This is a genomic window from Sphingobium sp. HDIP04 (assembly GCF_000445085.1).
GTDB classification, from domain to species: Bacteria; Pseudomonadota; Alphaproteobacteria; order Sphingomonadales; family Sphingomonadaceae; genus Sphingobium; species Sphingobium indicum.
In genome coordinates, this window is the sequence record NZ_ATDO01000108.1 from 14,383 (window position 1) to 37,735 (window position 23,353).

At 67.3% G+C, this 23,353-nt stretch carries 18 protein-coding genes; 9 read left to right on the forward strand and 9 right to left on the reverse strand.

Annotated elements, in window-relative coordinates; genetic code table 11:
* Window positions 1-6: 6 nt before the first annotated feature.
* Entirely contained in the window at window positions 7-2,295 is a 2,289-nt protein-coding gene (locus L286_RS39035) for a TonB-dependent receptor (RefSeq protein WP_021223656.1), read from the forward strand.
* On the opposite strand, the gene L286_RS39040 is transcribed toward L286_RS39035, so the two are convergent.
* Entirely contained in the window at window positions 2,275-3,477 is a 1,203-nt protein-coding gene (locus L286_RS39040; protein ID WP_021223657.1) for an MFS transporter, read from the reverse strand. The two genes, L286_RS39035 and L286_RS39040, sit on opposite strands and share 21 nt — an antisense overlap.
* A 106-nt stretch (window positions 3,478-3,583) precedes the next feature.
* On the opposite strand from L286_RS39040, the gene L286_RS39045 reads away from it, so the two are divergent.
* Window positions 3,584-4,693: a helix-turn-helix transcriptional regulator gene (locus tag L286_RS39045; RefSeq protein ID WP_020819095.1), complete on the forward strand. Its 1,110-nt coding sequence runs from the start codon at window positions 3,584-3,586 to the stop codon at window positions 4,691-4,693.
* 21 nt (window positions 4,694-4,714) lie between these two features.
* Here L286_RS39045 and L286_RS39050 read toward each other — a convergent pair whose 3' ends face one another.
* From L286_RS39050 to hflK, 8 genes are all read right to left on the reverse strand, one after another.
* Window positions 4,715-6,049: a cell wall hydrolase gene (locus tag L286_RS39050; protein WP_020819094.1), complete on the reverse strand. Its 1,335-nt coding sequence runs from the start codon at window positions 6,047-6,049 to the stop codon at window positions 4,715-4,717.
* A gap of 30 nt (window positions 6,050-6,079) precedes the next feature.
* Window positions 6,080-7,009 carry a cysteine synthase A gene (gene cysK, locus L286_RS39055; protein WP_007687070.1) on the reverse strand — a complete coding sequence of 310 codons (930 nt, stop codon included), beginning with the start codon at window positions 7,007-7,009 and terminating at the stop codon, window positions 6,080-6,082.
* On the reverse strand, window positions 7,006-8,328 hold the full coding sequence (locus tag L286_RS39060; RefSeq protein ID WP_020819093.1) for an MFS transporter: 1,323 nt from the start codon (window positions 8,326-8,328) through the stop codon (window positions 7,006-7,008). Before L286_RS39060 ends, cysK begins: the two co-directional genes overlap by 4 nt.
* A gap of 287 nt (window positions 8,329-8,615) precedes the next feature.
* The gene (locus L286_RS39065; protein WP_020819092.1) at window positions 8,616-9,032 is read right to left on the reverse strand and encodes a hypothetical protein; all 417 of its coding nucleotides are present in this window, start codon (window positions 9,030-9,032) and stop codon (window positions 8,616-8,618) included.
* A 17-nt stretch (window positions 9,033-9,049) separates the two neighbouring features.
* A complete protein-coding gene (locus L286_RS39070) occupies window positions 9,050-10,675 on the reverse strand; it encodes a helicase HerA-like domain-containing protein (RefSeq protein ID WP_020819091.1) in 1,626 nt (541 codons plus the stop codon).
* 144 nt (window positions 10,676-10,819) lie between these two features.
* Entirely contained in the window at window positions 10,820-12,328 is a 1,509-nt protein-coding gene (locus L286_RS39075; protein ID WP_020819090.1) for a Do family serine endopeptidase, read from the reverse strand.
* A gap of 110 nt (window positions 12,329-12,438) precedes the next feature.
* A complete protein-coding gene (gene hflC, locus L286_RS39080; RefSeq protein ID WP_007687078.1) occupies window positions 12,439-13,284 on the reverse strand; it encodes a protease modulator HflC in 846 nt (281 codons plus the stop codon).
* Window positions 13,284-14,411 carry an FtsH protease activity modulator HflK gene (gene hflK, locus L286_RS39085; RefSeq protein WP_021223659.1) on the reverse strand — a complete coding sequence of 376 codons (1,128 nt, stop codon included), beginning with the start codon at window positions 14,409-14,411 and terminating at the stop codon, window positions 13,284-13,286. The genes hflC and hflK overlap by 1 nt, the downstream gene beginning before the upstream one ends.
* A gap of 334 nt (window positions 14,412-14,745) precedes the next feature.
* Here hflK and L286_RS39090 point away from each other — a divergent pair, with 334 nt between their 5' ends.
* The 7 genes from L286_RS39090 (at window position 14,746) to L286_RS39120 (ending at window position 23,259) form a co-directional block, all read left to right on the forward strand.
* On the forward strand, window positions 14,746-15,513 hold the full coding sequence (locus L286_RS39090) for an Mrp/NBP35 family ATP-binding protein (RefSeq protein ID WP_235181698.1): 768 nt from the start codon (window positions 14,746-14,748) through the stop codon (window positions 15,511-15,513).
* A gap of 342 nt (window positions 15,514-15,855) precedes the next feature.
* Window positions 15,856-16,290, forward strand: a complete 435-nt coding sequence (locus L286_RS39095) for a CoA-binding protein (RefSeq protein ID WP_013039495.1) — start codon at window positions 15,856-15,858, stop codon at window positions 16,288-16,290.
* Between the two features lie 39 nt (window positions 16,291-16,329).
* Window positions 16,330-18,600 (forward strand): molybdopterin cofactor-binding domain-containing protein, encoded by a 2,271-nt coding sequence (locus L286_RS39100; protein ID WP_021223660.1) that lies wholly within the window; start codon window positions 16,330-16,332, stop codon window positions 18,598-18,600.
* Entirely contained in the window at window positions 18,597-19,577 is a 981-nt protein-coding gene (hemH, locus tag L286_RS39105) for a ferrochelatase (protein WP_021223661.1), read from the forward strand. Before L286_RS39100 ends, hemH begins: the two co-directional genes overlap by 4 nt.
* A gap of 36 nt (window positions 19,578-19,613) precedes the next feature.
* Window positions 19,614-20,336 (forward strand): acetoacetyl-CoA reductase, encoded by a 723-nt coding sequence (gene phbB, locus L286_RS39110; protein ID WP_007687090.1) that lies wholly within the window; start codon window positions 19,614-19,616, stop codon window positions 20,334-20,336.
* Entirely contained in the window at window positions 20,336-20,611 is a 276-nt protein-coding gene (locus L286_RS39115) for a ribbon-helix-helix domain-containing protein (protein ID WP_020819085.1), read from the forward strand. Before phbB ends, L286_RS39115 begins: the two co-directional genes overlap by 1 nt.
* Window positions 20,612-20,697: 86 nt before the next feature.
* On the forward strand, window positions 20,698-23,259 hold the full coding sequence (locus L286_RS39120) for a TonB-dependent receptor (protein ID WP_020819084.1): 2,562 nt from the start codon (window positions 20,698-20,700) through the stop codon (window positions 23,257-23,259).
* The last annotated feature ends 94 nt before the right edge of the window (window positions 23,260-23,353 follow it).

Consider the following 23,353-nt stretch of genomic DNA (forward strand, 5'->3'; position numbering starts at 1 on the left):
CCTGCCGTGAAGCAATGGGCCCGCCTGTGCTGCGTATCGGCGCTGGCCATGGCGCCTGCCCATGCGCAGGCGGATGAGGGCGAGGGCGCGCAGGGGCGGATCGTCTTCGTCACGGCCCGCCGCGTGGCCGAAGCGCAGGACGGGGTTCCGATCAGCCTCGTCCGCCTCGATGCGACCGACCTGGAACGGCGCGGCGTCGCGCGGCTGGCGGACCTGGCGGGGGTCGTGCCCAATCTCGCCATGCCGACGGTCGGCGCCTTCGGCGCGCAGCAGCCGATCATGCGCGGCGTCTTCTCCCCCATCGGCGCGTCCACGGTCGGCCTCTATGTCGATGACGTCCCTGTCCAGATCCGGTCGCTGGAGGTGGCGGGCAATCCCGACCTGCGCCGTTTCGACCTTGATCGCGTGGAGGTGCTGCGCGGCCCGCAGGGCACGCTGTTCGGCGCCGATTCCATGGGCGGAACGATCCGCGCGCTGTCCCGGCAGCCCCAGTTGGAAGGCCTGGATGCATGGGCCGGCGGGGAGCTTTCGTCCGTCAGGGGCGGGGGGCTTGGCCGCGAAGTGCAGGCGGCGCTGGGCGGCGCGATAGTGCCCGGCCGGATCGGCGCGCGCATCAGCGCCTATCATCGCCGCGACGCGGGCGTCGTCGATCGGTTTGATCCCGCCTCCGGCGCTTTGCTGGCCCGGAATATCGATCATGACGCGACGCTGGGCCTGCGTTTCGCCGTGAAGGCGGCCCTGGGCGATCGTCTGGAGCTGACGCCGTCGCTTTTCTACCAAAGGACGGCGCGGGGCGACCTGCCCTTTTACGAAAGCAGCCTCGGCCCCTTCCGCCAGTCCGCCAGCCTGCGCCAGCCGGGCCGCGACCGCTTGCTTCTGCCCAGCCTCACCGCGCGGCTGGACCTGGGCGGCGCCACGCTTACCGGCGTCACCGCATGGCTGGATCGCCGCAACCGCCAGATCGTGGACTATTCCGGCTTTTTCGGGGAGATCGTGCTGGGCGGCATGGTCCCCGGCATCCGCACCCCAGGCGGCAGCTACAGCCGCACGACGGTCGACCAGGCGGTTTTCACGCAGGAACTGCGCGTCGCGTCGGCCGATCCGCAGGCGTCCGTCCGCTGGCTCGTCGGCGCTTTCTACAGCCGTTCGCGGATCGCCATGGAACAGGGGGTGGTGGAACCGGGGATCGCCGATCTGGCGCAATCGCAACTGGGCCTGTCGGTCGAGGAGATTTTCGGCCTGCCGCTGCTGCCGGGCGGGCAGAGCTATCACAGCCGCCAGCAGATCCGCGAGCGCAGCCTGGCGGCCTTCGGACAGGTGAGCTGGGCCTTCGCGCCCCGCTGGGAAGTGACGGGGGGCCTGCGGTTGTCGCATAATCCCTTGCGCTTCCGCCTGATGTCGGAGGGGCCTTTCGCCGGCGGCAGCAATGCGGTCGGCCCCCGGCGCCAGAGCGACACGCCCCTCATCCCCCATGCCGCCCTGTCCTGGCGTCCGGGGGGCGACAGCCTGGTCTATCTGAGCGCGGGCAAGGGTTTTCGCGGCGGGGGAACCAATGGAGCGGTGCCGGCGAACGGTTGCGCGGCCGATCTCTCCGCATTGGGCCGTGCCGCCGCGCCGGACAGCTATGGCTCCGATTCGCTCTGGAGTTACGAGGCGGGGGTGAAGGCGGGATTGCCCGATCGGCGGCTTCGCCTGTCGCTGGCCGCCTTCCGCATCGACTGGCGACGCATACAGCAGTCCGTCACCCTGCCCAATTGCGGCTTTTCCTATGTCGACAATCTGGGCGCGGCGCGCAACCGGGGCGTCGAGCTGGCGTTGCGGAGCGAGCCGTCGCGGCGGCTGGCGCTGGATTTTTCGCTGGGTTTCGTCGATGCGCGCTTCCGCCGCGATGTCGGACCTCCGGGCGCGGGCATCGTCGCTGCGGGGGACCGCATTCCCTATGTGCCGCGCTGGTCGGGGACGATGGCGGCGGAATATGGCTTCACGCTGCCGGGACGGCTGGAGGGGTTCGTCCGGACCGAATGGCGGCATGCCGGACGTTTCCGCCGCGCGCCCTCGACCCGGTCCACCGCCTATGATCCACGCGTCTATGCGGGCGAAGGAAGCGACCTGCTGTTCCTGCGCCTGGGCATCGGCCGGGACGGATGGCGCCTGTCCGCCTTCACCGACAATCTGCTGGACAGCAGGACGGTGCTCTATCGCAATGCGGAACTGGTGCCGGCGACCGGATCGCCCCTGCGCGAAATGACGCAGCGGCCGCGCACCGTCGGCCTCTCAGCCAGCATCGGCCTTTGACGGACGCACCGACGCGATGAGCGGCGCCGCGGCCAGCGCCAGCGCCGCATAGACCGATATGGGCAGGCCATAGCCGCCGCCCGCAGCGCGCATCTGGTCGGTCCAGAGCGGCGCCAACGCGCCCAGCAGGCTGACCACCGCGGTGTTGAGGCCCAGCAGGCGCGCGAACGCCTCCTCCTTCACGATGTCGGCCAGCAGCATCGATCCGGACTGGCCCGGCAGCGCGCTGGCGACGCCCCAGAGCAGGACGAACAGCCAGACCCCGGCCATGCCCATCATGCCGGTCCCCAGCAATGCCATCGTCCCCGCCGCCAGCAGCAGCGCCGTGGCGATCAGGCTGCGCCGCGCGCCGATGCGGTCGGCCAGCATGCCGCCCGCCAGCAGCGCGGGCAGGCCGACCAGGTTGGCGCTGCTATAGGCCAGGACCGCGCCGGACTGGCCCAGGCCCTGCGCCATCAGGCAGTCCACCGCCGCGAACAGCACGCCGTTGATGGCAAGCTGCAACAGGGTCATGGCCAACAGGATCCGACGGAAATTCCCGCTGCCCAACGCCCTCCATGGCGCGTCCCGACCCGCCGCCGGTTCCGGCGCGACATCCGCCCGCCCGCCGGGTACGATCAGGACCAGCGGAGGGCAGGCCAGCATGATCGCCGCGGCGCAGAGCAGCATGGCCGCGCGCCATGTCCAGCAGGTCATGGCCGCGCCGACAAGGGGCGGCACCACCGCCCCTGCGGCGACGGCGGCGCCCAGGAAGATGGCGAGCGCCAGTCCGCGCCGCGCGACATGATGCCGGGTGATGACAGCGATGCCGGGCACGATGGTCGATGCGCCGACGCCAAGGCCCGACAACGCCATGCCCGCCATCAGGACGGGCCGCTGCTGCGCCATGGCGGCAAGGGCGAAGCCCGCCGCGCTCAGCAGAATGCCGATCAGCAGCACCGGGCGGACCCCCGCCTTGCCCAAGGCCCAGCCGACCGTCAGGCTGGCCAGGCTCATCGCCAGCAGGAATATGGTGATGCCGCCGCCTGCCTGTCCGAAATCGGCCGCCATGCCGGGAAGGAGCACGCCCAGCGACATCAGCGTGCCGCCCTGGACCAGCAGGGTGATCGCCGCCAGGGCAAGGACCGGAGGCCAGCCGCCGTCTGCCGAAGGGCGGGGAGAGGGGTGCAAGGGGCGCGGCACGGCAGCAGCCTTATCGGTTTTTCCAGTGATTTGAATGGGGAATGTCCGATTTGTGCAATGCGGCGAGGTGCGCTTGCGTATATCCCGTTTCGGGAAATCGGGGAGAATGGACAAGGCTGTGATCCGGACGGAGGAAATCTACGACGCGGCGACCGACGATGAGGCGTTCGATCGGCTGGCTGCGACGCTGGCCGATGCGGTCGGCGCGCGATCGGGCGTCCTGCATTGGGGCCGCACGCCCCAGCATGTCGCGGAAATTTCCTATTCCGGCTATTTCTCCGACGCGCAAATGGCGCTTTACGACGAGGAGTTTCAGGGCGACGACATCTGGGGCGTCGCGCTTGACCGGGCGGAGGCGATCAACCGCGTCTGGAATGTGGAGGCTCTTGTGCCCATCCGGGCCTATGAGGACAGCCGGATCTATAATGAGTGGATCAGGGGCATGGGCGACGACACTTTCCATTGCCTGGGCGGCGTGATCCAGAAGGACGGGACGACCGGCCATATCGGCCTGCACCGGGGCCGAGCGCAAAAGCCCTTCAGCGAGGGCGAGGTGCGGGCGATGCAGGACAATATCGGTCATATCGGCCGCATGTTCGCGATCCGCAGCAAGCTGGACCGCGCCCGTCATCATGGCCGTTCGCTGCACGCGACGCTCGACATGGTGGGCCACGCCGTCTTCACCCTGCGTCCCAACGGCGCGCTGATCGACTGCAACCGCCTGGCGGACGCGCTGCTGCGCCGGGGCGATGCGCTCGGCCTGCGCCAGCGGCAGTTGAAGGCGCTCGACCCCCGCGACGACGAAGCGTTGCAGGCGGCCTTCCGCGCCGCGGCCGCGCGCCAGGGCGGGCAGGCAAGCGCGATCTTCGTCCATCGCGAACGGGGCCTGCCCTATGTGCTGTCGATCGCCGCAGTGCGCGTCGGCACGGAACGGCAGATCGTCGCGATCGTCACCGATCCGGCCGACCGCGACCTGAGCCTTTCCAGCCGCATCCGCGCCCTATACGGCCTCACCAGGGCGGAGGCGGAGGTGGCCGAGGCGCTTTGCCAGGGACGGGGGCTGGAGGAATTGTCGCAGGAACGCGGCGTCGCACTCAACACGGTGCGGACGCAGATCAAGAATATCTATGTGAAGCTGGATTGCAGCCGCCAGTCCGAACTGGTCGCCCGCATCGGCGCGCTGCCGCGCCTGAGCGGGTTCGAGGACATGGAATAAAGGGCGTGACGCGGCGCGCCTTCACGGTTGGGCGGGCGCCGTGACCGCCGGTGAGGGCGGCGCGATCTTCACCACTTCGAAGCGTTCCTTCCGGCGCACGCCCGCCAGTTCCGGGGCGGTGGCGGGCGGCGTGGAGGCCGACGTCCTGGGATTGCGCTGGAGCATGCATTCATCCTTGTTGGCCCGCGGCGTCTGAAAGCAGTTCCAGAGCGATCGCTGCAATCCCGTGGCGCTGTTGTGGATATAGGCGAAGGCCATGCTTTCCATCTGGTCGCCCGACAAGGGCAGGCCGCCCGGCGCAGTCCCTGTCCGCCAGGCCATGATCCGGCATTCCGGTCGCCCGGCGCAAAAGGTCTGGGCCATGGCGGGCCAATTGTCGGGCGAGGCGGTGCGCCCCAGTTCGACCAGGAAGCTCCTGGCCCCCGGCGCGATGGCGATCAGCCGCACGCCCGCCATCGTCCGGCCCAGCGAATCGGCCCCGATCATCTGTTGCGGCCTGGCGGCGAGATCGGTCACCGTGCCGCCGGCCAGGATGAGCGGCGACGGGCCGGCAGGCGCGGCCGGATCGCCCTGATGCGCGGCAGACAAGCGCGCGATGCGCTGCACCAGCGGCTCGCCGCTCTCGCCAGCGCGGCGGAAGGCGGGGGGCGTGCCCCACCAGCCCCGCCAGCGGAAGAAGAGATGAGTGCCGACCGACGCGATCTTGTCCAGGCTGCCGCTCCAATAGGGAACCACCCAGTCGGTATGATAATGGGTGGCGTAGCCGACCGGCCTGTAGACCTTGCCCGCCAGCGCCGACCGGGCGATGTCCCGCGCCCTTTCCCAGGCCGCCTGAGTCGGTGCGCGGGCGAGCGCGCCGTCGCAGGTGAAGGTGAACTGGCACCCCGTAGCGCGTTCCTGCCCCTGGAAGACGACGCCGCAGACCGTCTTGGGAAAGGCGGGATGCCGCACGCGGTTCAGCACCACCTGCGCGACGGCCCGCTCGCCCACGGCATCGTCGCCCGCCTCGTAAAGCTGCGCGGCGGCCAGGCAGTCCGTGGCGCGGGCAAGGTCGACGGGCGATCCTGAGAAGATGAATGGCCGCGCCGCCGGATTGGGCAGGCGGGAGAAGGGAATGGCGGCGTTCAGCGCCCGCGCCTGGTCGCGCTCCAGGGCATAGACCTCCACCGGGGCAACCGCAGGCGGGGGCGTCGCGGGACGCCTGAACCGGGCGGCGGCGACCGCCTCCAGGCGCGCCTTGCCCGGTGGCACCCGCGCCTCCCACGCGGCGACCAGGGCGGGCAGGCCGACGAACAGCAGGAGCCAGAGCAGCCACATCGAACGATGCGGCTGGATGCCGAGATGTGCGTCGCTCATGCCCGTTCCGGCTCTAGCCTGCGTCCGGCCTTATTCGGGCAGGAAATCGGGCACCGACAGATAGCGTTCGCCGGTGTCATAGTTGAAGCCCAGAACGCGGCTGCCCGCTGGCAGTTCCGGCAGCTTCTGGGCAATGGCGGCCAGCGTCGCGCCGGAGGATATGCCCACCAGCACGCCTTCCTCCCGCGCGGCGCGGCGGGCAAACTCCTTGGCGTCGGCTGGATCGACCTGGATCACGCCGTCCAGCAACTGGGTGTGCAGGTTCGCCGGGATGAAGCCCGCGCCGATGCCCTGGATCGGGTGCGGGCCGGGCTGGCCGCCGCTGATGACATGGGACAGGGTCGGTTCGACCGCATAGACCTTGAGATGGGGCCAGAGCGATTTCAGCACCTGCGCCACGCCGGTGATGTGGCCGCCGGTGCCGACGCCGGTGATCAGCGCGTCGAGCGGCGCGTCGGCGAAGTCGGTGGCGATCTCCTGCGCCGTGGTGCGGACATGGACGTCGATATTGGCGGGGTTCTCGAACTGCTGGGGCATCCAGCTGTTGGGCGTCTGCTCGACCAGTTCCAGCGCGCGCTCGATCGCGCCCTTCATGCCCTTTTCCCGCGGCGTCAGGTCGAAACTGGCGCCATAGGCCAGCATCAGCCGGCGGCGCTCCAGGCTCATGCTTTCGGGCATGACCAGGATCAGCCTGTATCCCTTGACCGCCGCCACCATGGCCAGGCCGACGCCGGTATTGCCGGATGTCGGCTCTATGATGGTGCCGCCGGGCTTCAGGTCGCCCGACGCCTCTGCCGCCTCGATCATCGACAGGGCGATTCGGTCCTTGATCGACCCGCCGGGGTTGGACCGTTCGGACTTGATCCACACTTCCGTGCCTTTTGGCGCGTCCCCGAACAGCCGGTTTACGCGGATATGCGGCGTGTTGCCGATGGTTTCCAAGATGCTGGATGCCTTCATTGCACTATCTCCTGAATGGATTTTGGCTCCTGCGTGGGCTCGGCCGCCCTTGTTTCGGGTGGGTCGAAGGTACGGGCAAGACGGAGTTCTGGAAAGAGCTTCGCCCAGATCAGGGTTATCGCGATGGCGCCGATCCCGCCGCCGATCACCGCCGCGACCGGGCCGACCAGCGCGGCGAGGAAGCCGGATTCCGCCTCCCCCAGTTCGTTGGAGGCGGAAATGGTGAGCTGCGACAGGCTGGACACGCGGCCGCGCATCTCGTCCGGCGTGTGAAGCTGGATCAGCGACTGCCGGACATAGACCGACACCATGTCGGCCGATCCCAGCAGGACCAGCGCCGCAATGCCGACTTCGGACGCAATGGCGCGGGGCAGGAAGGCGGTGGAGCCGAAGACGATGGTGGCGATGCCGAACAGGATGACGGCGCCCAGCATTTTCAGGCCCACCTCCGTCCTCATCGGCCGGAAGGAAAAGAAGAGGGCCGTGGCGCCCGCGCCGAAGCCGGGCGATGCGGCGAGATGGCCCAGGCCTGCCGACCCCACATGCAATATGTCGCGGGCATAGACGGGCAGCAGCGCGGTCGCGCCCGCCAGCAGCACCGCGAACAGGTCCAGCGTGATGGTGGCCAGCACCAGCCGGTTGGTGCGGACATAGGTCAGGCCGTCGATCATCTGGCGCACGGGATGGCGGCTGGTGTCGCGGGGCGGCTGGGGCACCGGGCCGATCAGCAGCATGCAGAGCAGGGCGACGGCGAACAGGCCCGACGCCAGCGCATAGGCGCCCCAGGGCTGCGCCGCATAGGCATAGCCGCCCAGCGCCGGCCCGGCGATCATGCCCGCCTGCCAGACGACGCTGGAAATGGCGATGGCGTTGGGCAGCACTTCGCGGGGCACCAGATTGGGGGCGAGCGCGCTGTAGGCCGGTCCGTTGAAGGCGCGGGCGACGCCGACGATGGCGGCGATGCCGAAGATCAGCGGCAGGCTGACCCAGCCCTCATAGGTGGCGAAGGCCAGCGTGCCCGACGCCAGCACCAACAGCAGCAGGGTGAAGCGGGTGATCATGCGGCGGTCGAAATGGTCCGCCACCCATCCGGTCACGGGCGTCAGGAAGAAGAGCGGCAGGAACTGCGCCAGGCCGATCAGCCCAAGCTGGGCGGCGGCGGCGCCGGTGCTCATGGTTTCGCGGGCGACATTATAGGCCTGCCACGCCAGCACGATCATCATGCCATATTGCGCCAGCACCGCCGTCAGCCGGCCCAGCAGATAGGCGCGGAAATTGCCGAAGCGCAGAGGGTGGCGGGGAATGGAGGGGCTGTGCATGGCCCCCCTCCTTTAGCGCCTGCGCAGCGGGTTTCGCAACCGAGCGAGTAGAGAAAAGGCGCAGCAATATTTGGGCCGGGGAAGGTTTGGCTTTTAGGGTGGGGCGGAGGATTGGTGATGTGGGGGGGGGTGGTCGTTATTGGCCCGTTACGGTCATCAGTTTCCGTCACCCCGGACTTGATCCGGGGTCTCGCTTTTCCCTCTACACTGCCTCGTCCAAGGCAGCGAGACCCCGGATCAAGTCCGGGGAGACGGAAGGAGGAATGACGGCTTCCCCCCCAACCTCCTCAATCCGGCGCGTGCAGCATGATCCCGCTGACCGACCCGTTGCGCACCGAGCAGACGAAGGGCACGGACCCCCGGCCGCCGGAGACTTCGCCTTCCACTTCCCAGCCGGTGGACATGGTGCTGGCGGCGACGCGGCCCAATATCTTCGCGCCCGGACCGGCCTCTTCCCGCGCTTTCGCCGCGCAGGCGTTGCGCGCCGCCGCGGCGGTGCGGATCGTGCCGTAGCCGGGGGAGACATAGGGCTGGCGTTTCGCGTCGCGTTCGGCCTGACGGTCGCGGGCGATGTCGCTGGCGATGGCGGCGTCCACGGCGCGGTGCAGGTCGCGCCGATTCTGCGCATGGAGGGCCTGCCCATGGACGGGGAGCGTCAGGCCCGCCGACGCCAGGCCCATGATGCAGATGATCGTCTTTCGCATGGCGTTCTCCCCTCCGCTTATTTGAACAGGCTGCCCAATATGCCGCGCACCAGTTGGCCCGCGATTCCGCCCGACCTGCGGCTGGACCCGCCGAACACGGCGCGGCCCAGTTCATTGGCGACCTGACGCCCGACCGACGACGCGGCGGATCGGGTGGCGGACTGGATCGCCTTGTCGAAACCCGACGGCTTGGCGGCTTCACGGGCGGCGGCGGCTTCCTGCCGCGCCTGTTCCTTGAGCTGGGCTTCGCGCTGCTTCGCCTCCACCTTGGCCTGGGCTGCGGCGGCCTTGTCGGCCTCGGCCTGCGCCTTGGCGGCCTGCGCGGCGGCTGCGGCGGCCTGACCCCGCGCCGCCAATATCTCCTCGGCGGACTCGCGGTCGACGGTCGCGTCATATTTGCCCGCGCAGGGCGAAATCGACTGGATGATCGCCCGTTCCTTCGCGTCCAGCGGGCCAAGGCGCGAGCGGGGCGGGGCGATCAGCGTCCGCTGCACGATGCCGGGCGAGCCGTCCTCCTGCAACAACGATACCAGGGCCTCGCCCACCTTCAGTTCGGTGATGGCGGTCTCGACGTTCAGATCCGGGTTGATCCGGAATGTTTCCGCCGCCGCCTTGATCGCCTTCTGGTCGCGGGGGGTGAAGGCGCGCAGCGCGTGCTGGACCCGGTTGCCTAGCTGGCCCGCCACATCCTCTGGAATGTCGATGGGGTTCTGCGTCACGAAATAGACGCCCACGCCCTTGGATCGGATCAGGCGCACCACCTGCTCGATCTTGTCGGTCAGCGCCTTGGGCGCGTCGTCGAACAGCAGATGCGCCTCGTCGAAGAAGAAGACGAGGACGGGCTTGTCCGGATCGCCCACTTCGGGAAGCGTCTCGAACAGTTCGGACAGCAGCCAGAGCAGGAAGGTGGCGTAGAGCTTCGGGCTTTGCATCAGCTTGTCGGCGGCCAGCACGTTGACATAGCCGCGCCCCTTCTCATCCACCTTCAGCATGTCGTGGATGTCGAGCGCGGGTTCGCCGAAGAAATGGTCGCCGCCCTGGCTTTCCAACTGGAGCAGCTGCCGCTGGATCGCGCCGACGCTGGCCTTGGTCACATTGCCATATTGGGCAGACAGGCTGTCGGCATTTTCCGCGCAATAGGCCAGCATCGCCTGCAGATCGCCCAGGTCCAGCAGCAGCAGGCCCTGCTCGTCGGCATATTTGAAGGCGATGGAGAGCACCCCCTCCTGCGTTTCGTTGAGACCCATCAGGCGGGAGAGGAGCAGCGGCCCCATCTCGCTGACGGTCGTGCGGACGGGATGGCCCTGCTGCCCGTACAAGTCCCAGAAGATGGCGGGATTGTCGGCATAGCTGTAATTGTCGAGGCCGATCTCCTGGGCGCGGGCGACCAGCTTGTCGGCATTTTTCGCGGTGGGGGAACCGGCCATGGAAATGCCCGACAGGTCGCCCTTCACGTCGGCGAGGAAGACGGGGACGCCCAGCGCCGAGAAGCTCTCGGCGATGCCCTGCAGCGTCACGGTCTTGCCCGTGCCGGTCGCGCCGGCGATCAGGCCATGGCGATTGGCCCGGCGCAGGTTCAGCGTCTGCGGGATGCCGCCATCCTTGTCCGGCGCGCCAAGGCCGATGAAAATGCCGTCGCTCATCTCGCGTCATTCTCCCAAAAGGTGACGGGCCGCGCCCACCGGAGTCTGCCGCCCCTTTGTAAAGGGGAGGCGGGGCTTCCGGCAAGCGCGACCCGTAACGATCGGCTGGTTCTCAATTCTTTGCCTGTCGCGCGTCGCGCGCCCTTATTTGTCGCGCAGCCGCACCGGCAGGAACACGGCGGGCTGGCCGCGCCGCAGCACCTGAAGCAGGATCGCGCTGCGGCCCTGCGCCGACACCGCCTTCACCTGCGCGTCGAGGTCCGCCTGGGTCGCGACGGGCCGGTTGTTCGCGGTGATGATGACATCGCCGCGGCGCAGGCCCTTGGCGCCCGCATCGGTCGATCCGTCGACGGCGGTGATCACGATACCCCGCGTATCGGCGGCGATGCCGAGTTGGCGGATGATGGTCGAGGTCAGCGGAATGGCCGAAATGCCCAGCGATTGCTGGCTGGCTTGGCCATTATTGGAGGGGTTCTCCTGCTGCTGGCTGAAATCCTCATCCTGGCTCTGGGCGAAGGCGTTGAGTTCGTCTTCCGACGGACGCTCGCCCACCACTGCCGTCACCGTCTGCCGCTGCCCGTTGCGCAGCAGCACGATGGGTACGCGCGAGCCGATGGGCTGGGAAGCGACGATGGACGAGAGATTCTGGTCCGGCGTCACTTCCTGGCCGGCGACGCTGACGATCACGTCGCCCGCCTTGATCCCTGCCTTGTCCGCGCCCTTGCCCGGCTCCACGCCCTGCACGAATTCGCCGCGATTCTTGGCGAGGCCGAGCGAATCGGCCAGATCCTCGCCCAGCGGACTGATCTGGATGCCCAGATAGCCGCGCTTGACCGCCTGCCCCTTGCGCAGCGTGTCGACGATGGGCGCCGCCTGTTCCGACGGGATGGCGAAGCCGATGCCGACATTGCCGCCCGAGGGCGAAAGGATCTGGCTGTTGATGCCGATCACATTGCCGCGCATGTCGAACATCGGACCGCCGCTATTGCCCTGGTTGATCGAGGCGTCGGTCTGGATGAACTTGTCATAGGTGCCGCCGGTGCCGCGATGCACGGCGGAGATGATGCCCGCCGTCACCGTGCCCGACAGGGCGAAGGGGTTGCCGATGGCGATCACCCAGTCGCCCACGCGCGCCTTGGTGCTGTCGCCGAACTTGACGAAGGGCAGCGCCTTTTTCGGCTCGATCTTCAGCACGGCGATGTCGGTCGCGGGATCGCGGCCGACCAGCCGGGCTGGATATTCCTCGCTGTTGGTCAGGGTGACGGTGATGGAATCGACGCTGGCTCCTTCGGCGCCGGCGGACACCACATGGTTGTTGGTGACGATATAGCCGTCGGCCGAAATGATGAAGCCCGACCCCAACGATTGCGCCTGGCGCGTCTGCGGCCTTCCGCCCGGAGCGCCGAACAGGTCGCCGAACGGCGTGCCGGCAAAGGGATTCTGCACCTGCACGCGCTGCTTGGTGGAAATGTTGACCACGGCCGGTTGCAGCTTTTCGACCATGTCGGCCAGGCTGGCCGGGGCGCCGGCGGGAGCTGCTGCCTGCATGCCTTCATTCTGCGCGACCTGGGCGCCGACATTCGGGCTGGAGGTAACGGCGATGGCGGTGCCGCCGAGCAGCAGGGCGCCGGTAATGGCATAAGCGTAACGCACTCGTGACGGTCCTCTCATGAACTTGGCGAAGGAAAGGCGGGACTCTGCGATGAGCGGGATGCGCCGTCTAGTCTTAACCCTCATTGAATGACGCGGGTTCCGTAATGAAATCAACGCCCCTGAAACTGTTTCAGGAAATCATTGTCGCGGGAGAGGACCATGGCGGTCGACCCCTGCCGATCCGGGGCGAACGTATAGCGATAGGCCTGCATGGCGCGATAGAAATCGTAGAATTGCGCATCCTTGCCGAAGCTGTCCGAATAGATGCGGGCGGCGTTGGCGTCCGCTTCGGCGCGGATGATCTGCGCCTGCTTGGCCCCCTGGGCGCGGATGGTGAGCGCCTCCTGCTCCCGCGCCGTCCGCATCCGGGTGAACGCGCTTTCCAGCGGCGCGCCGTCGGGCAGGTCGGCCCGCTTGATGCGCACGTCGACGATCTGCGCGCCATATTGGCGGGCGACGCGGTTCAGGCCGGCCTCTATATTGTCCATCACTTGGCCCCGCTCGGGGGAGAGCAGCGCCGCGAAGGGCCGCTTGCCCAGTTCGTTGCGCAGCGCGGAACCCAGGATCGGGCGGAGCGCGTCCGACACCCGCTCCTCGCTGCCCGCCGCGATGTACATGCGCAGCGGATCGACGATGCGGTAACGGGCGAAGGCGTCGACCTGCAAGCGTAGCTGGTCGGTGGACAGCACCTGCTGCCGCTCCATTTCCACCGACAGGACGCGCTTGTCGATCCAGACGATCTGGTCGATGAACGGCCAGCGCAGGATGACGCCCGCGCCGGTCTTGCCGAAATCCTCGTTCGGGCGGTATCGGTTGATGATCTTTTTGGGATCGCCGAAGCGCACGATCACGCCCTGCTTGGTTTCGGGCACGATGGCGATGGTGCTGCCGACCAGCAGCAGCGCGGCGATGGCCAGCAGCGCCAGCGCGACGGGATGGCGGACAAGGCTCTGCATCACTGGCCCTCCACGGTCGCGCTGCCCTGCGGCGCGCCGCCCTGTGCCCTGCGCCTGAGTTCGGGAAGGGGCAGGTAAGGCGTGACATTGCCGCCCTCGACGATGGTCTTGTCGACGTTCGACAGAACACCCTCCATGGTTTCATAATACATGCGGCGGCGGGTGACGTCGGGCGACAGCCTGTACTGCTCATAGACCTTGTCGAAGGCGGCGGCCTCGCCCTGCGCCTTCGCCGTCACCTGCTGCGCGGCGGCGCGGGCTTCGTTGAGATAGGTCTGGGCGGTCTGCTGCGCCGCGGACACCGCCTTGAACGCGTCGTTGACGGCGGTTGGGGGATCGGCCTGCTTGATGGCGACGCCCTGCACGCGGATGCCCGACCTGTAGCCGTCCAATATCTCCTGCATCCGCTGCTCGACCTGCTGCTCGATCTCCGTGCGGCCCGCGCCCAGCGCATCCTCCAGGCTGACGCTGGCGACGACCGAGCGCATCGCGCTTTCGGCGACTTCGCGCACCGAGGAGTCAGGGTCGGAAAGCTGGAACAGGTAAAGTTCCGGGCTGCGGATGTTCCAACGCACCGAATAAGCGAGGTCGATGATGTTCTGGTCGCCGGTCAGCACCAGATTCTCGCTCTCCGCCCGCGTCGATCCGATGTCGATGGTGCGGATTTCCTCGACATCGACGGTCGTCACATTTTCCAGCGGGGCGGGCAGCGTCAGGCTGATGCCGGGGGAGAGGGTGCGGCTGTACTTGCCGAGCAGGGTGACGACGCCGCGCTCCTGCGGGCCGACGCGGTGGAAGCAGGTCAGGACCAGCCACAGCACCACCAATATGCCGATGGCGGCCGGCCACAGCGCCTTGCCGGAGGGGCGCGGCGGCAGATTGCCGAAGCCGCCCCCGCCCTGGCCGAAGCTCTCCTTGCTGCGGCGGAGCAGTTCCTCGATCGCGGAAGGGCCCTTGGCGCCGGGGCGGCCCGGCTGGGTCCAGGGGTTGCGCGGTCCGTCGCTCCCCTTGCCGTCGCCGTCCCTGCCCTGGCCGTCATTGCCGTCCGGCCCGTCGCTCTTGCCGCCCCACGGACCCTGGGCCATGGCGCTCGCTATGCCCGGCATCCACCCGAAAAATCTCTTCATGCCCCCTCTATAGGTAGGCTCTCCGGCGAAAAACAGTGCCCTTCGCAACGATTATTGTTTCGAATGATGTCGGCGGCCAAGAAAAACGGCCCCCTGCCGGTTTCGCCGGATGGGGAAAGTCCCTAGATGGCCTGCCATGACCCAGCTCGAAGATTTCGCCGCCCGCCTGAAAACGCTGACCGACGGCCGCGCCAGCGCGCCGCGCCTCAAGGACGGGGTGATGTCGCTGGCGCTGGACGTGGCGGGCCTGTCGCCGGAGCAGCGCGACGCCGTGGCCGCCGCGATCCGCGAAGGCGCGCTGACCGTGCCGGGCGTCGACGACGTGCGCATCGCCATGACCGCCGAGCGCAAGCCGTTGAAGATCGTCGCCGTCGCGTCGGGCAAGGGCGGGGTGGGCAAATCGACCCTGTCGGCCAATCTCGCCGTCGCGCTGCAAAGGCTGGGGGTGAAGGTCGGGCTGGTCGACGCGGACATTTACGGCCCGTCGCAGGCGCGGCTGATGGGCAGCGAGGACAGGAAGCCGCAGGCCAGGGACAAGCAGCTCATTCCGGTGCAAAGCCCCTTCGGCGTTCCGATGCTGTCCATGGGGCATCTGGTGGAGCCGGGCAAGGCGCTGGCCTGGCGCGGACCGATGGCGGGCAATGCTCTGGCCCAGTTGATCGAGGCCGATTGGGGCGACATGGAACTGCTGGTCGTCGACATGCCGCCGGGCACCGGGGACGTGCAATTGTCGATGGTGCAGAAGCACAAGCCGGTCGGCGCCGTCATCGTCTCCACGCCGCAGGACCTGGCGCTGATCGACGCCACCCGCGCCGTCAGCCTGTTCGAACAGACGCAGGTGCCGATGATCGGGCTGGTGGAGAATATGGCGGGCTATGCCTGCCCCCATTGCGGCGAACTGTCGGACCCCTTCGGCCAGGGCGGCGCGGAAGCCGCCGCCGGGGAGATGGGCATGCCCTTCCTCGGCCGGATACCGCTCGCCATCGACATTCGCCGCCGGTCCGACGCTGGCGATCCCCCGGCAGCGGGCGACGACGCGCACGGCGCGCCCTTCCGCGCCATTGCGGAGAAGGTGGCCGCATGGTTGCGGGACGGGCGCTGAAATTCTTCCCCATCCCGCCTTTCGTCACCCCAGCCTCTTCTTCCCTATCCCAGCCTATTCTCTCGTCATCCCAGCGAAAGCTGGGATCTCGTGAGGCTAAGCCGCGCCCTATCGCCTGAGATCCCAGCCTCCGCTGGGATGACGGGGTTGGCGGCAAGGCTGCACGACCGAACAGCAGGACAGCCCATCCCCCAATCGTCATGCTGAACTCGTTTCAGCATGACGGAGGAAGGGGCGTAGGGTCCAGCCACCCCTGCACGCACCCCGCGCCATCATGTCGATGGAACGGCTTGCGCCCCTCCCGCGTCCTTCCCATGTCCCAGCAACAGGAAGGACCGCCCCATGCCGCTTACCGCCGATCAGGATATCGCCGATCTGCTGAACGAAACCCGCACCATCGCTCTTGTCGGCATCTCCGACCGGCCCGATCGGCCAAGCTATGGCGTGATGAAGACCCTTCAGGACCATGGCTATCGCGTGCTGCCGGTCAATCCGCAGATTGCGGGCGAGCATGTGCATGGCGAGTTCGTCTGGGCCAGACTGTCCGACATCGGCGTGCCCATCGACATGGTCGACATCTTCCGCCGCAGCGAGGCGGCGGGCGAAGCGGTGGACGACGCCATAGCGGCGGGCGCGAAGGCGGTCTGGATGCAGTTGGCCGTGGTGAACGAAGCCGCCGCCGCCCGCGCCGAGGCGGCAGGATTGAAGGTCGTCATGGACCGCTGCCCCGCGATAGAGATACGCCGCCTCCGGCTTGAGCCGGTCGGCTCGCAATAGGGCTTTCCAGAGCTTCCGCGCCTCTTTATCAGCGGTCTCATGGGGCGCGCACCGCGGAAGCAGGGTCAGCAGACGGAAAGGGGCTTGAACCGGCGCGCGCTGCTGGTCGGCGGCGGCGCGACGGCGGGCCTGCTGCTGGCATGGGCGGTCTGGCCCCGCGCCTACCGCGCCAACCTCAACACCGCGCCGGGCGAAACCGCCTTCAACGCCTTCCTCAAGATCGACCGGGCGGGACAGGTCATCGTCGTCGTGCCGCAGACGGAGATGGGGCAGGGGGTCTCGACGCTCCTGCCGCAGATCTTGGCTGACGAGCTGGGCGCCGACTGGCGCACCATAGGCGTGCAGAGCGCGCCCATCGGCCCGCTCTACGCCAATATCCTGCTCGCCCGCCAATGGCTGGTCAATGACTGGAGCAGGCTGGCAGGCGATGCGGGCGAATGGACCATTGATCAATATGCCATCCGCCGCGCCCTGATGCTGACCGGGGCTGGCACCTCGGTCCCGATGTTCCACCAGGCCTATCGGGAGGCGGGCGCGGCGGCGCGGGTGCTGCTGTGCAAGGCGGCGGCGGCGCGATGGGACGTGGCGTGGGAAAGCTGCGACATCAAGGACGGCATCGTCTCCGACGGCGGAAAGCGCACGCTGAAACTGGGCGAAGTGGTGGAGGATGCCGCGACATTCGACCTGCCCGATATATTGCCTTTCCGCCAGGCGGAGGTGGACCGGCTGGCGGGGCAGGATCTTCCCCGGCTCGACACCCCGTCCAAGATCGACGGCAGTCATAATTTCGCCGCCGACATCCGCCTGCCCGACATGGTCTTCGCTTCCATCCGGCAGGGTCCGATCGGGGACGCCGTCCTGAAAAGCGTCAATGAGGGCGCGGCGAAATCCGTCACCGGCTTCCTGAAGCTGGTGCGGCGGGAACGCTGGGTCGCGGCGGTCGCCAGCAACTGGTGGGCGGCGAACAAGGCGCTGGATCTGGCCGACCCCGTCTTCGCGCTTTCCGGCACGCCGGTGGGCAGCGCCGGTATCGAGGCGGCGCTGGAGCAGGCCTTTGCCGACTCCTCGGGCGAGCGGCTCTATGCGCGGGGCGATCCGCAATCGCTGTTCGAGGATGCGACCGTCCTCGCCAGCGAATATCGGGTGCGGCCGGGCCTGCATCTGGCGATGGAGCCGATGTGCGCCACCGCCCGGATCGGCGAGGACGGCGCGGAGGTGTGGATGGCGACGCAGGCGCCCGGCCTGGCCCGCGCCGCCATCGCCAGGGCGCTGGACCTGCCGGCGGAGGCAGTGACGCTCTATCCGCTGCATGCCGGCGGGGGCCATGGCCGCCGCATGGATTTCGAGGCAGGGGTGCAGGCCGCGCTCCTCTCCCGCGAGATGGGGCGGCCAGTGCAACTGCTCTGGTCCCGGCTGGAGGATGTGATCCAGGACCGACCCAGCGCCCCCGCCCATGCGCGCATGGCTGGCAAGCTGGGCCGCAACGGCGCGGTAGAGGGCTGGTCCGCGAAGGTCGCCGCCCCCTCCGCCCTGACCCAGACATGGGCGCGCATCGCCCATGGCAAGCTGCCGCACGAAGCAAGCGCCGATGCATCGGGCACCTCCACCCGGCTGGCGGTGGCGGGCATGGATTTGCCTTATTCGGTGCCCAACTGGGCTGTCGACCATTTCCCCGCCGATGTCGGCCTGCCGCTGGGCTTCGCGCGCGGCAATGCGAATCTGCACGGGGCGTTCTTCACCGAAAGTTTCATGGACGAACTGGCCCACCAGGCGCAGATGGAGGCGATGTCCTTTCGTATCCAGATGCTGGGCGGCAATCCCCGGCTGGCGCATTGCCTGACCACCGTGGGCGCCATGGGCGGCTGGCAGGGCGGCATAGAGGGAAGCGGGCAGGGGCTGGCGGCGCATGTGATGAACGGCGCCTTCATCGCTGTCATGGTGGAGGCGGGCGTGGACGAGGGCAAGCTCCAGGTCTCGCGGATCGTCGCCGCCGTCGACGGCGGGGAACAGGTCAATCCCGACATCGCCCGGCAACAGGTGGAAAGCGGCCTGATCCACGGCCTGGCATTCGCCATGGGGGCGTCCGTCCCCTATGCGAAGGGCATGCCGACACGGGCGATATTGGGCCGGATGGGCCTGCCTCGGCTGGGCGATGTGGGGGACGTGACCGTCGAACTGATCCGCAGCACCGCGCCGCCCGCTGGCCTCACCGACCTGGGCGCGCCCGTGGTCGCGCCCGCGGTGGCCAATGCCCTGTTCACCACCACCGGGCGGCGGTTCCGCAGCCTGCCCCTGCTGATGGAAGGATGAGGGACTTGGGCAAGGTCGGCCTGCTGGTCATCAATCTGGGCACGCCGGACGGGCCGGACCCGGCGTCGGTGCGGCGCTATCTGGCCGAATTCCTGTCCGATCCCCGCGTGGTGGAGATACCGCAACTCCTGTGGCAGCCGATCCTGCGCGGCCCGATCCTGCTGACCCGGCCGAAGAAATCGGCCCATGCCTATCGGCAGGTGTGGATGAAGGACGGGTCGCCGCTCGCCGTCTACACCCGCGACACGGCGCGGGGATTGCAGGACAGGCTGGGCCCCGAGGTGATGGTCGACTGGGCCATGCGCTACGGCAATCCGGCCATCGGCACGCGGCTGGCGGCGATGATCGCGGCGGGGTGCGACCGCATATTGCTGGCGCCGCTCTATCCCCAATATTGCGCGGCGACGACGGCGACCGCGCTGGACGCCGCCTATGCCGCGCTGGGCAGGATGCGGGCGCAACCGGCGATCCGCACCCTGCCGCCCTATCATGCCGATCCCGCCTATATAGAGGCGCTGCGCGCATCGACGCAGGCGCAATTGGACGCGCTGGACTTCGCGCCGGACCTGCTGATCGCCAGCTTCCACGGCATGCCGGAGAGGACGCGGCAATTGGGCGATCCTTATCGCGATCAGTGCGTCGAAAGCGCGCGCCTGCTGGGCGAGGCGCTGGGGCGGGAGGTGCGGGTCACGTTCCAATCGCGTTTCGGCCCGGCGAAATGGCTGGGTCCGGCGACCGATGCGGTGCTGCGGCAACTGCCATCCGAAAATGTCCGGAACATTGCTGTCCTCACTCCCGGATTCTCGGCGGACTGCCTGGAAACCCTGGAGGAAATCGCCATTCGCGGCAAGGAGGATTTTATCGCTTCCGGCGGTAATAATTTTGTCCATTTGAGTTGTTTGAACGCGTCTCAGGACGCTATGAATCTGTATGAGAGTCTGGCCCGTCGCGAACTGGCCGGTTGGCTGGAGAGGTAAGTTTCGTCCCGTCATTTTTCTTTGAGGAGAGCCATCATGAGCAAGGTTGCAGTCGTCACGGGCGGAACACGTGGAATTGGCGAGGCAATCAGCCTGGCGCTCAAGGACATGGGGTTCGCGGTCGCCGCAAACTATGCCGGCAACGACGCCAAGGCGCAGGCCTTTTCCGAGAAGACCGGCATAGCGTCGTTCAAATGGGACGTGGGCGATCACCAGGCCTGCCTGGACGGCTGCGCGCAGGTGGTCGAAGCCCTGGGGCCGATCGACGTGGTGGTCAACAATGCAGGCATCACGCGCGACGGCGTGCTGGCGAAGATGAGCTTCGACGACTGGAACGAGGTGATGCGCATCAACCTTGGCGGCTGCTTCAACATGGCGAAGGCGACCTTCGGCGGAATGCGGGAGCGCGGCTGGGGCCGTTTCGTCAATATCGGATCGATCAACGGGCAGGCGGGCCAATATGGCCAGGTCAACTATGCCGCCGCCAAGTCCGGCATTCACGGTTTCACCAAGGCGCTGGCGCAGGAAGGCGCGAAATATGGCGTTACCGTCAACGCCATCGCGCCGGGCTATATCGACACCGACATGGTCGCCGCCGTTCCCCCCGCCGTGCTGGAAAAGATCGTCGCCAAGATTCCGGTCGGTCGCCTGGGCCATGCCGATGAAATCGCGCGCGGCGTCGCCTTCTTCTGCAGCGAGGATGGCGGCTTCGTGACCGGCAGCACGCTGTCGATCAATGGCGGCCAGCACATGTACTGATGGCAGGCGAGGGGCCTTCCCATGACGCTTCGGCGCCGGCGGCATCGCCCTTCGCTCCGCCGGTCAAGCGCAGCGTGACGATTGCGGGCCATCAGACCGCGATCAGCCTTGAACCGATATTCTGGCAAGCCCTCCGCGCGGCCGCCGCGCGGGAGGGCTTGCCGATCAACGCCCTGATCGCGCGCATCGACGTGGCGCGCATGGCGACGGCCGCGCCGCCCAATCTGGCGAGCGCGATAAGATGCTGGCTTTTCGTCGGCGCTATACGATCATAAAATAATAATTAGTCGCAATAGCGTTGACTCTGCGAACAAGTCGCAATAGCAGGCCCCTCAAGGTTCAAGAAAGGGGTTCTTTTTCCATGTCCAAAGCACTGTCACGACCTTCCTTCCTGGCGCTGGGTTGCGTCGGCGCGATCGCCTTCGCCACATCCGCCCAGGCGCAGGACGCCGCGCAGGGCGCCAAGCTCGGCGGAATGACGGTCACCGACACGGCGATCGACGAATCTCCGATCAAGGTCGAGAAGGCTGAATCGCCCAAATATACCCGGCCGTTGCTCGATACGCCGCAGACCATCACCGTGATCGGCAAGGAAACCATCCGGCAGCAGAACCTGCTGACGCTGCGCGAAGTGCTGTCGACCGTTCCCGGCATCACCTTCGGCGCGGGGGAGGGCGGCTTCGGCTATGGCGATCGCATCATCCTGCGCGGGCAGGACGCGAAGAACGACGTCACGGTCGACGGCGTGCGGTCCGGCGCGTTCCTGAACCGCAACGAAGTCTATAATATCGAACAGGTCGAAGTCACCAATGGCGCCAATTCGGTGATGAACGGCGGCGGTTCCGTCGCCGGGACGATCAACCTGGTGACGAAGCGTCCGCTGGCCGACGACAACACGATCCTCAACGCCGGGATCGGCACGGACAATTATTATCGCGCGACTATCGATGCGAACAAGCGCGTCAACGACCTGATCGCCGTTCGCCTCAATGCCGTCTATCATCGCAACGACGTGCCGGGCCGCGATGTCGAGGACTATGAGCGCTGGGGCGTTGCGCCCGCGATCACCATCGGCATCGACAGCCCGACCAGCCTGACGCTGCAGGGCGAATATCTCGACGACAAGGCGATGCCGCAATATGGCATCCGCTACTTCCCGGCTCTGGGCGGCATCGTGGACCAGTTCGACCGTTCGGGCTATTACGGCTTCGCCAATCTCGACCGTCAGGACAGCAAGACCAAGTCGTTGCAGGCGATATTCAGCCATGCCTTCAGCGACACGGTCAAGGTCCGCAACCTGACGCGTTACGAACATATCCGCCAGGACACGGTGACCAGCCAGCCGAACGGCGTCTTCTGCCTCGACAACGGCACGGCGAGCGGCTTCAATCCCGATACCGGCGGCGCTTGCACCCAGCGCATCGGCACCACCGCCGCCGGCGAGACGCTCACCATCCCGGTCGGCTATTACCTGCCGATCGGCGGTCGCGGCAACCAGCGCTTCATCACCAATGAAACCGCCTATAACCAGATCGACCTCAGCGCCGATTTCGACACCGGGGGCATCGGCCATACGCTGGTCGTCGGCGGCTCGGCCCTGTGGGAGCGCTACGACCAGTTGCAGGGCAGCCTGGGCCGTACCGCCAACGGCTTCGATCCCTATGCCGCGCCCTTCACCACGCCGACCACTGGCGCCAGCGCCGCCAATCCGGCCTATAATGCCGCCGCCAGCCTTGGTTTCTACCTGCCGCTGGTGAACATCGCCGATCCGTCTGCGGGCATCGTCGGCCCGGCCGCCACTACCGGCCTGCCCCGCGTCTATGGCAGCAACAATTATGTCGGTCCCGTCAACTTCATCCTCGGCACGCATAATGTCGGGGAGCAGACCAGCTACGCCGCCTATCTGTTCGACACGATGAAGTTCACCGACTGGTTCGAGATCAACGGCGGCATCCGTTATGAGAAGGTCAAGGGCTTCAACCGCACCTTCACCTACAACACGACCGGCGGCTCGGCGCAGCTTGGCCAGATCAGCACGGTGGGCAATCGCCTGGAGGTGGACGACAATCTCTTCTCCTTCCGCGTCGGCGCGGTCGTGAAGCCGACGCCGGACACCAGCCTTTATGTCGCTTTCGGCAACTCCAAGCTGCCGTCCAAATCGTCGGTCGACGGAAGCTGCACCGCGGACAATGTCGCGGGCGGCAGCGGCACCTGCAATGTCAGGCCCGAAACCACGAAGAATTACGAGATCGGCGCCAAGGCCGACCTGTTCGACAAGCAATTGCTGCTGACCCTGGCGCTGTTCCGCAACGACCGCAATCAGATCAAGGTGGTGTCGGGCGATCCGCTCCTGCCCGATCAGGCAACGGACGGCCACCAGCGGGTGGAGGGCGTGTCCTTCGGCGCGTCGGGCAACATCACCAGCAACTGGACGATTTCGGCCAATTACATGTACCTCAAGAGCAAGATCAAGCAGGGGGTTTCCGACTATTGCCTCGCCCATCCGGGCGCGACCGACCCGGCCGCCGGCACATGCGCCAACAGCACGACCTTCCTTGATCCGACGGCCGGTTACTCGCTGACCAATACCCCGAAGCATTCGGGCAGCCTGTTCACGACCTACCGCTTCGGCTTCGGCCTGGAACTGGGCTATGGCCTGACCTATCAGGGCAGCTTCCTGCTGAACCAGCCGTCGCTCGCCCAACTGGTCGCCAACAGCTATGTCGGTTATCGCGTGCCGAGCTACACCATCCACCGCTTCATGGCCTCCTACCCGATCACGGAGAATCTGACGGCGCAGGTGAATGTGCAGAACTTCACCAATGAGAAATATGTGACCACGGTGCGCAACAACACCAATAATAGCTGGGCGCAGCCCGCCCCGACCCGGTCGGCGGTGTTCAGCCTCAACTATATGTTCTGACCGATCCCTATCCCCCGGCACTCGTCCCTTGCCGGGGGAAACGGGCGGGCGGCGATGCACTCCTATCCTCCTCGGGTCGCCGCCCGTCCGGTCC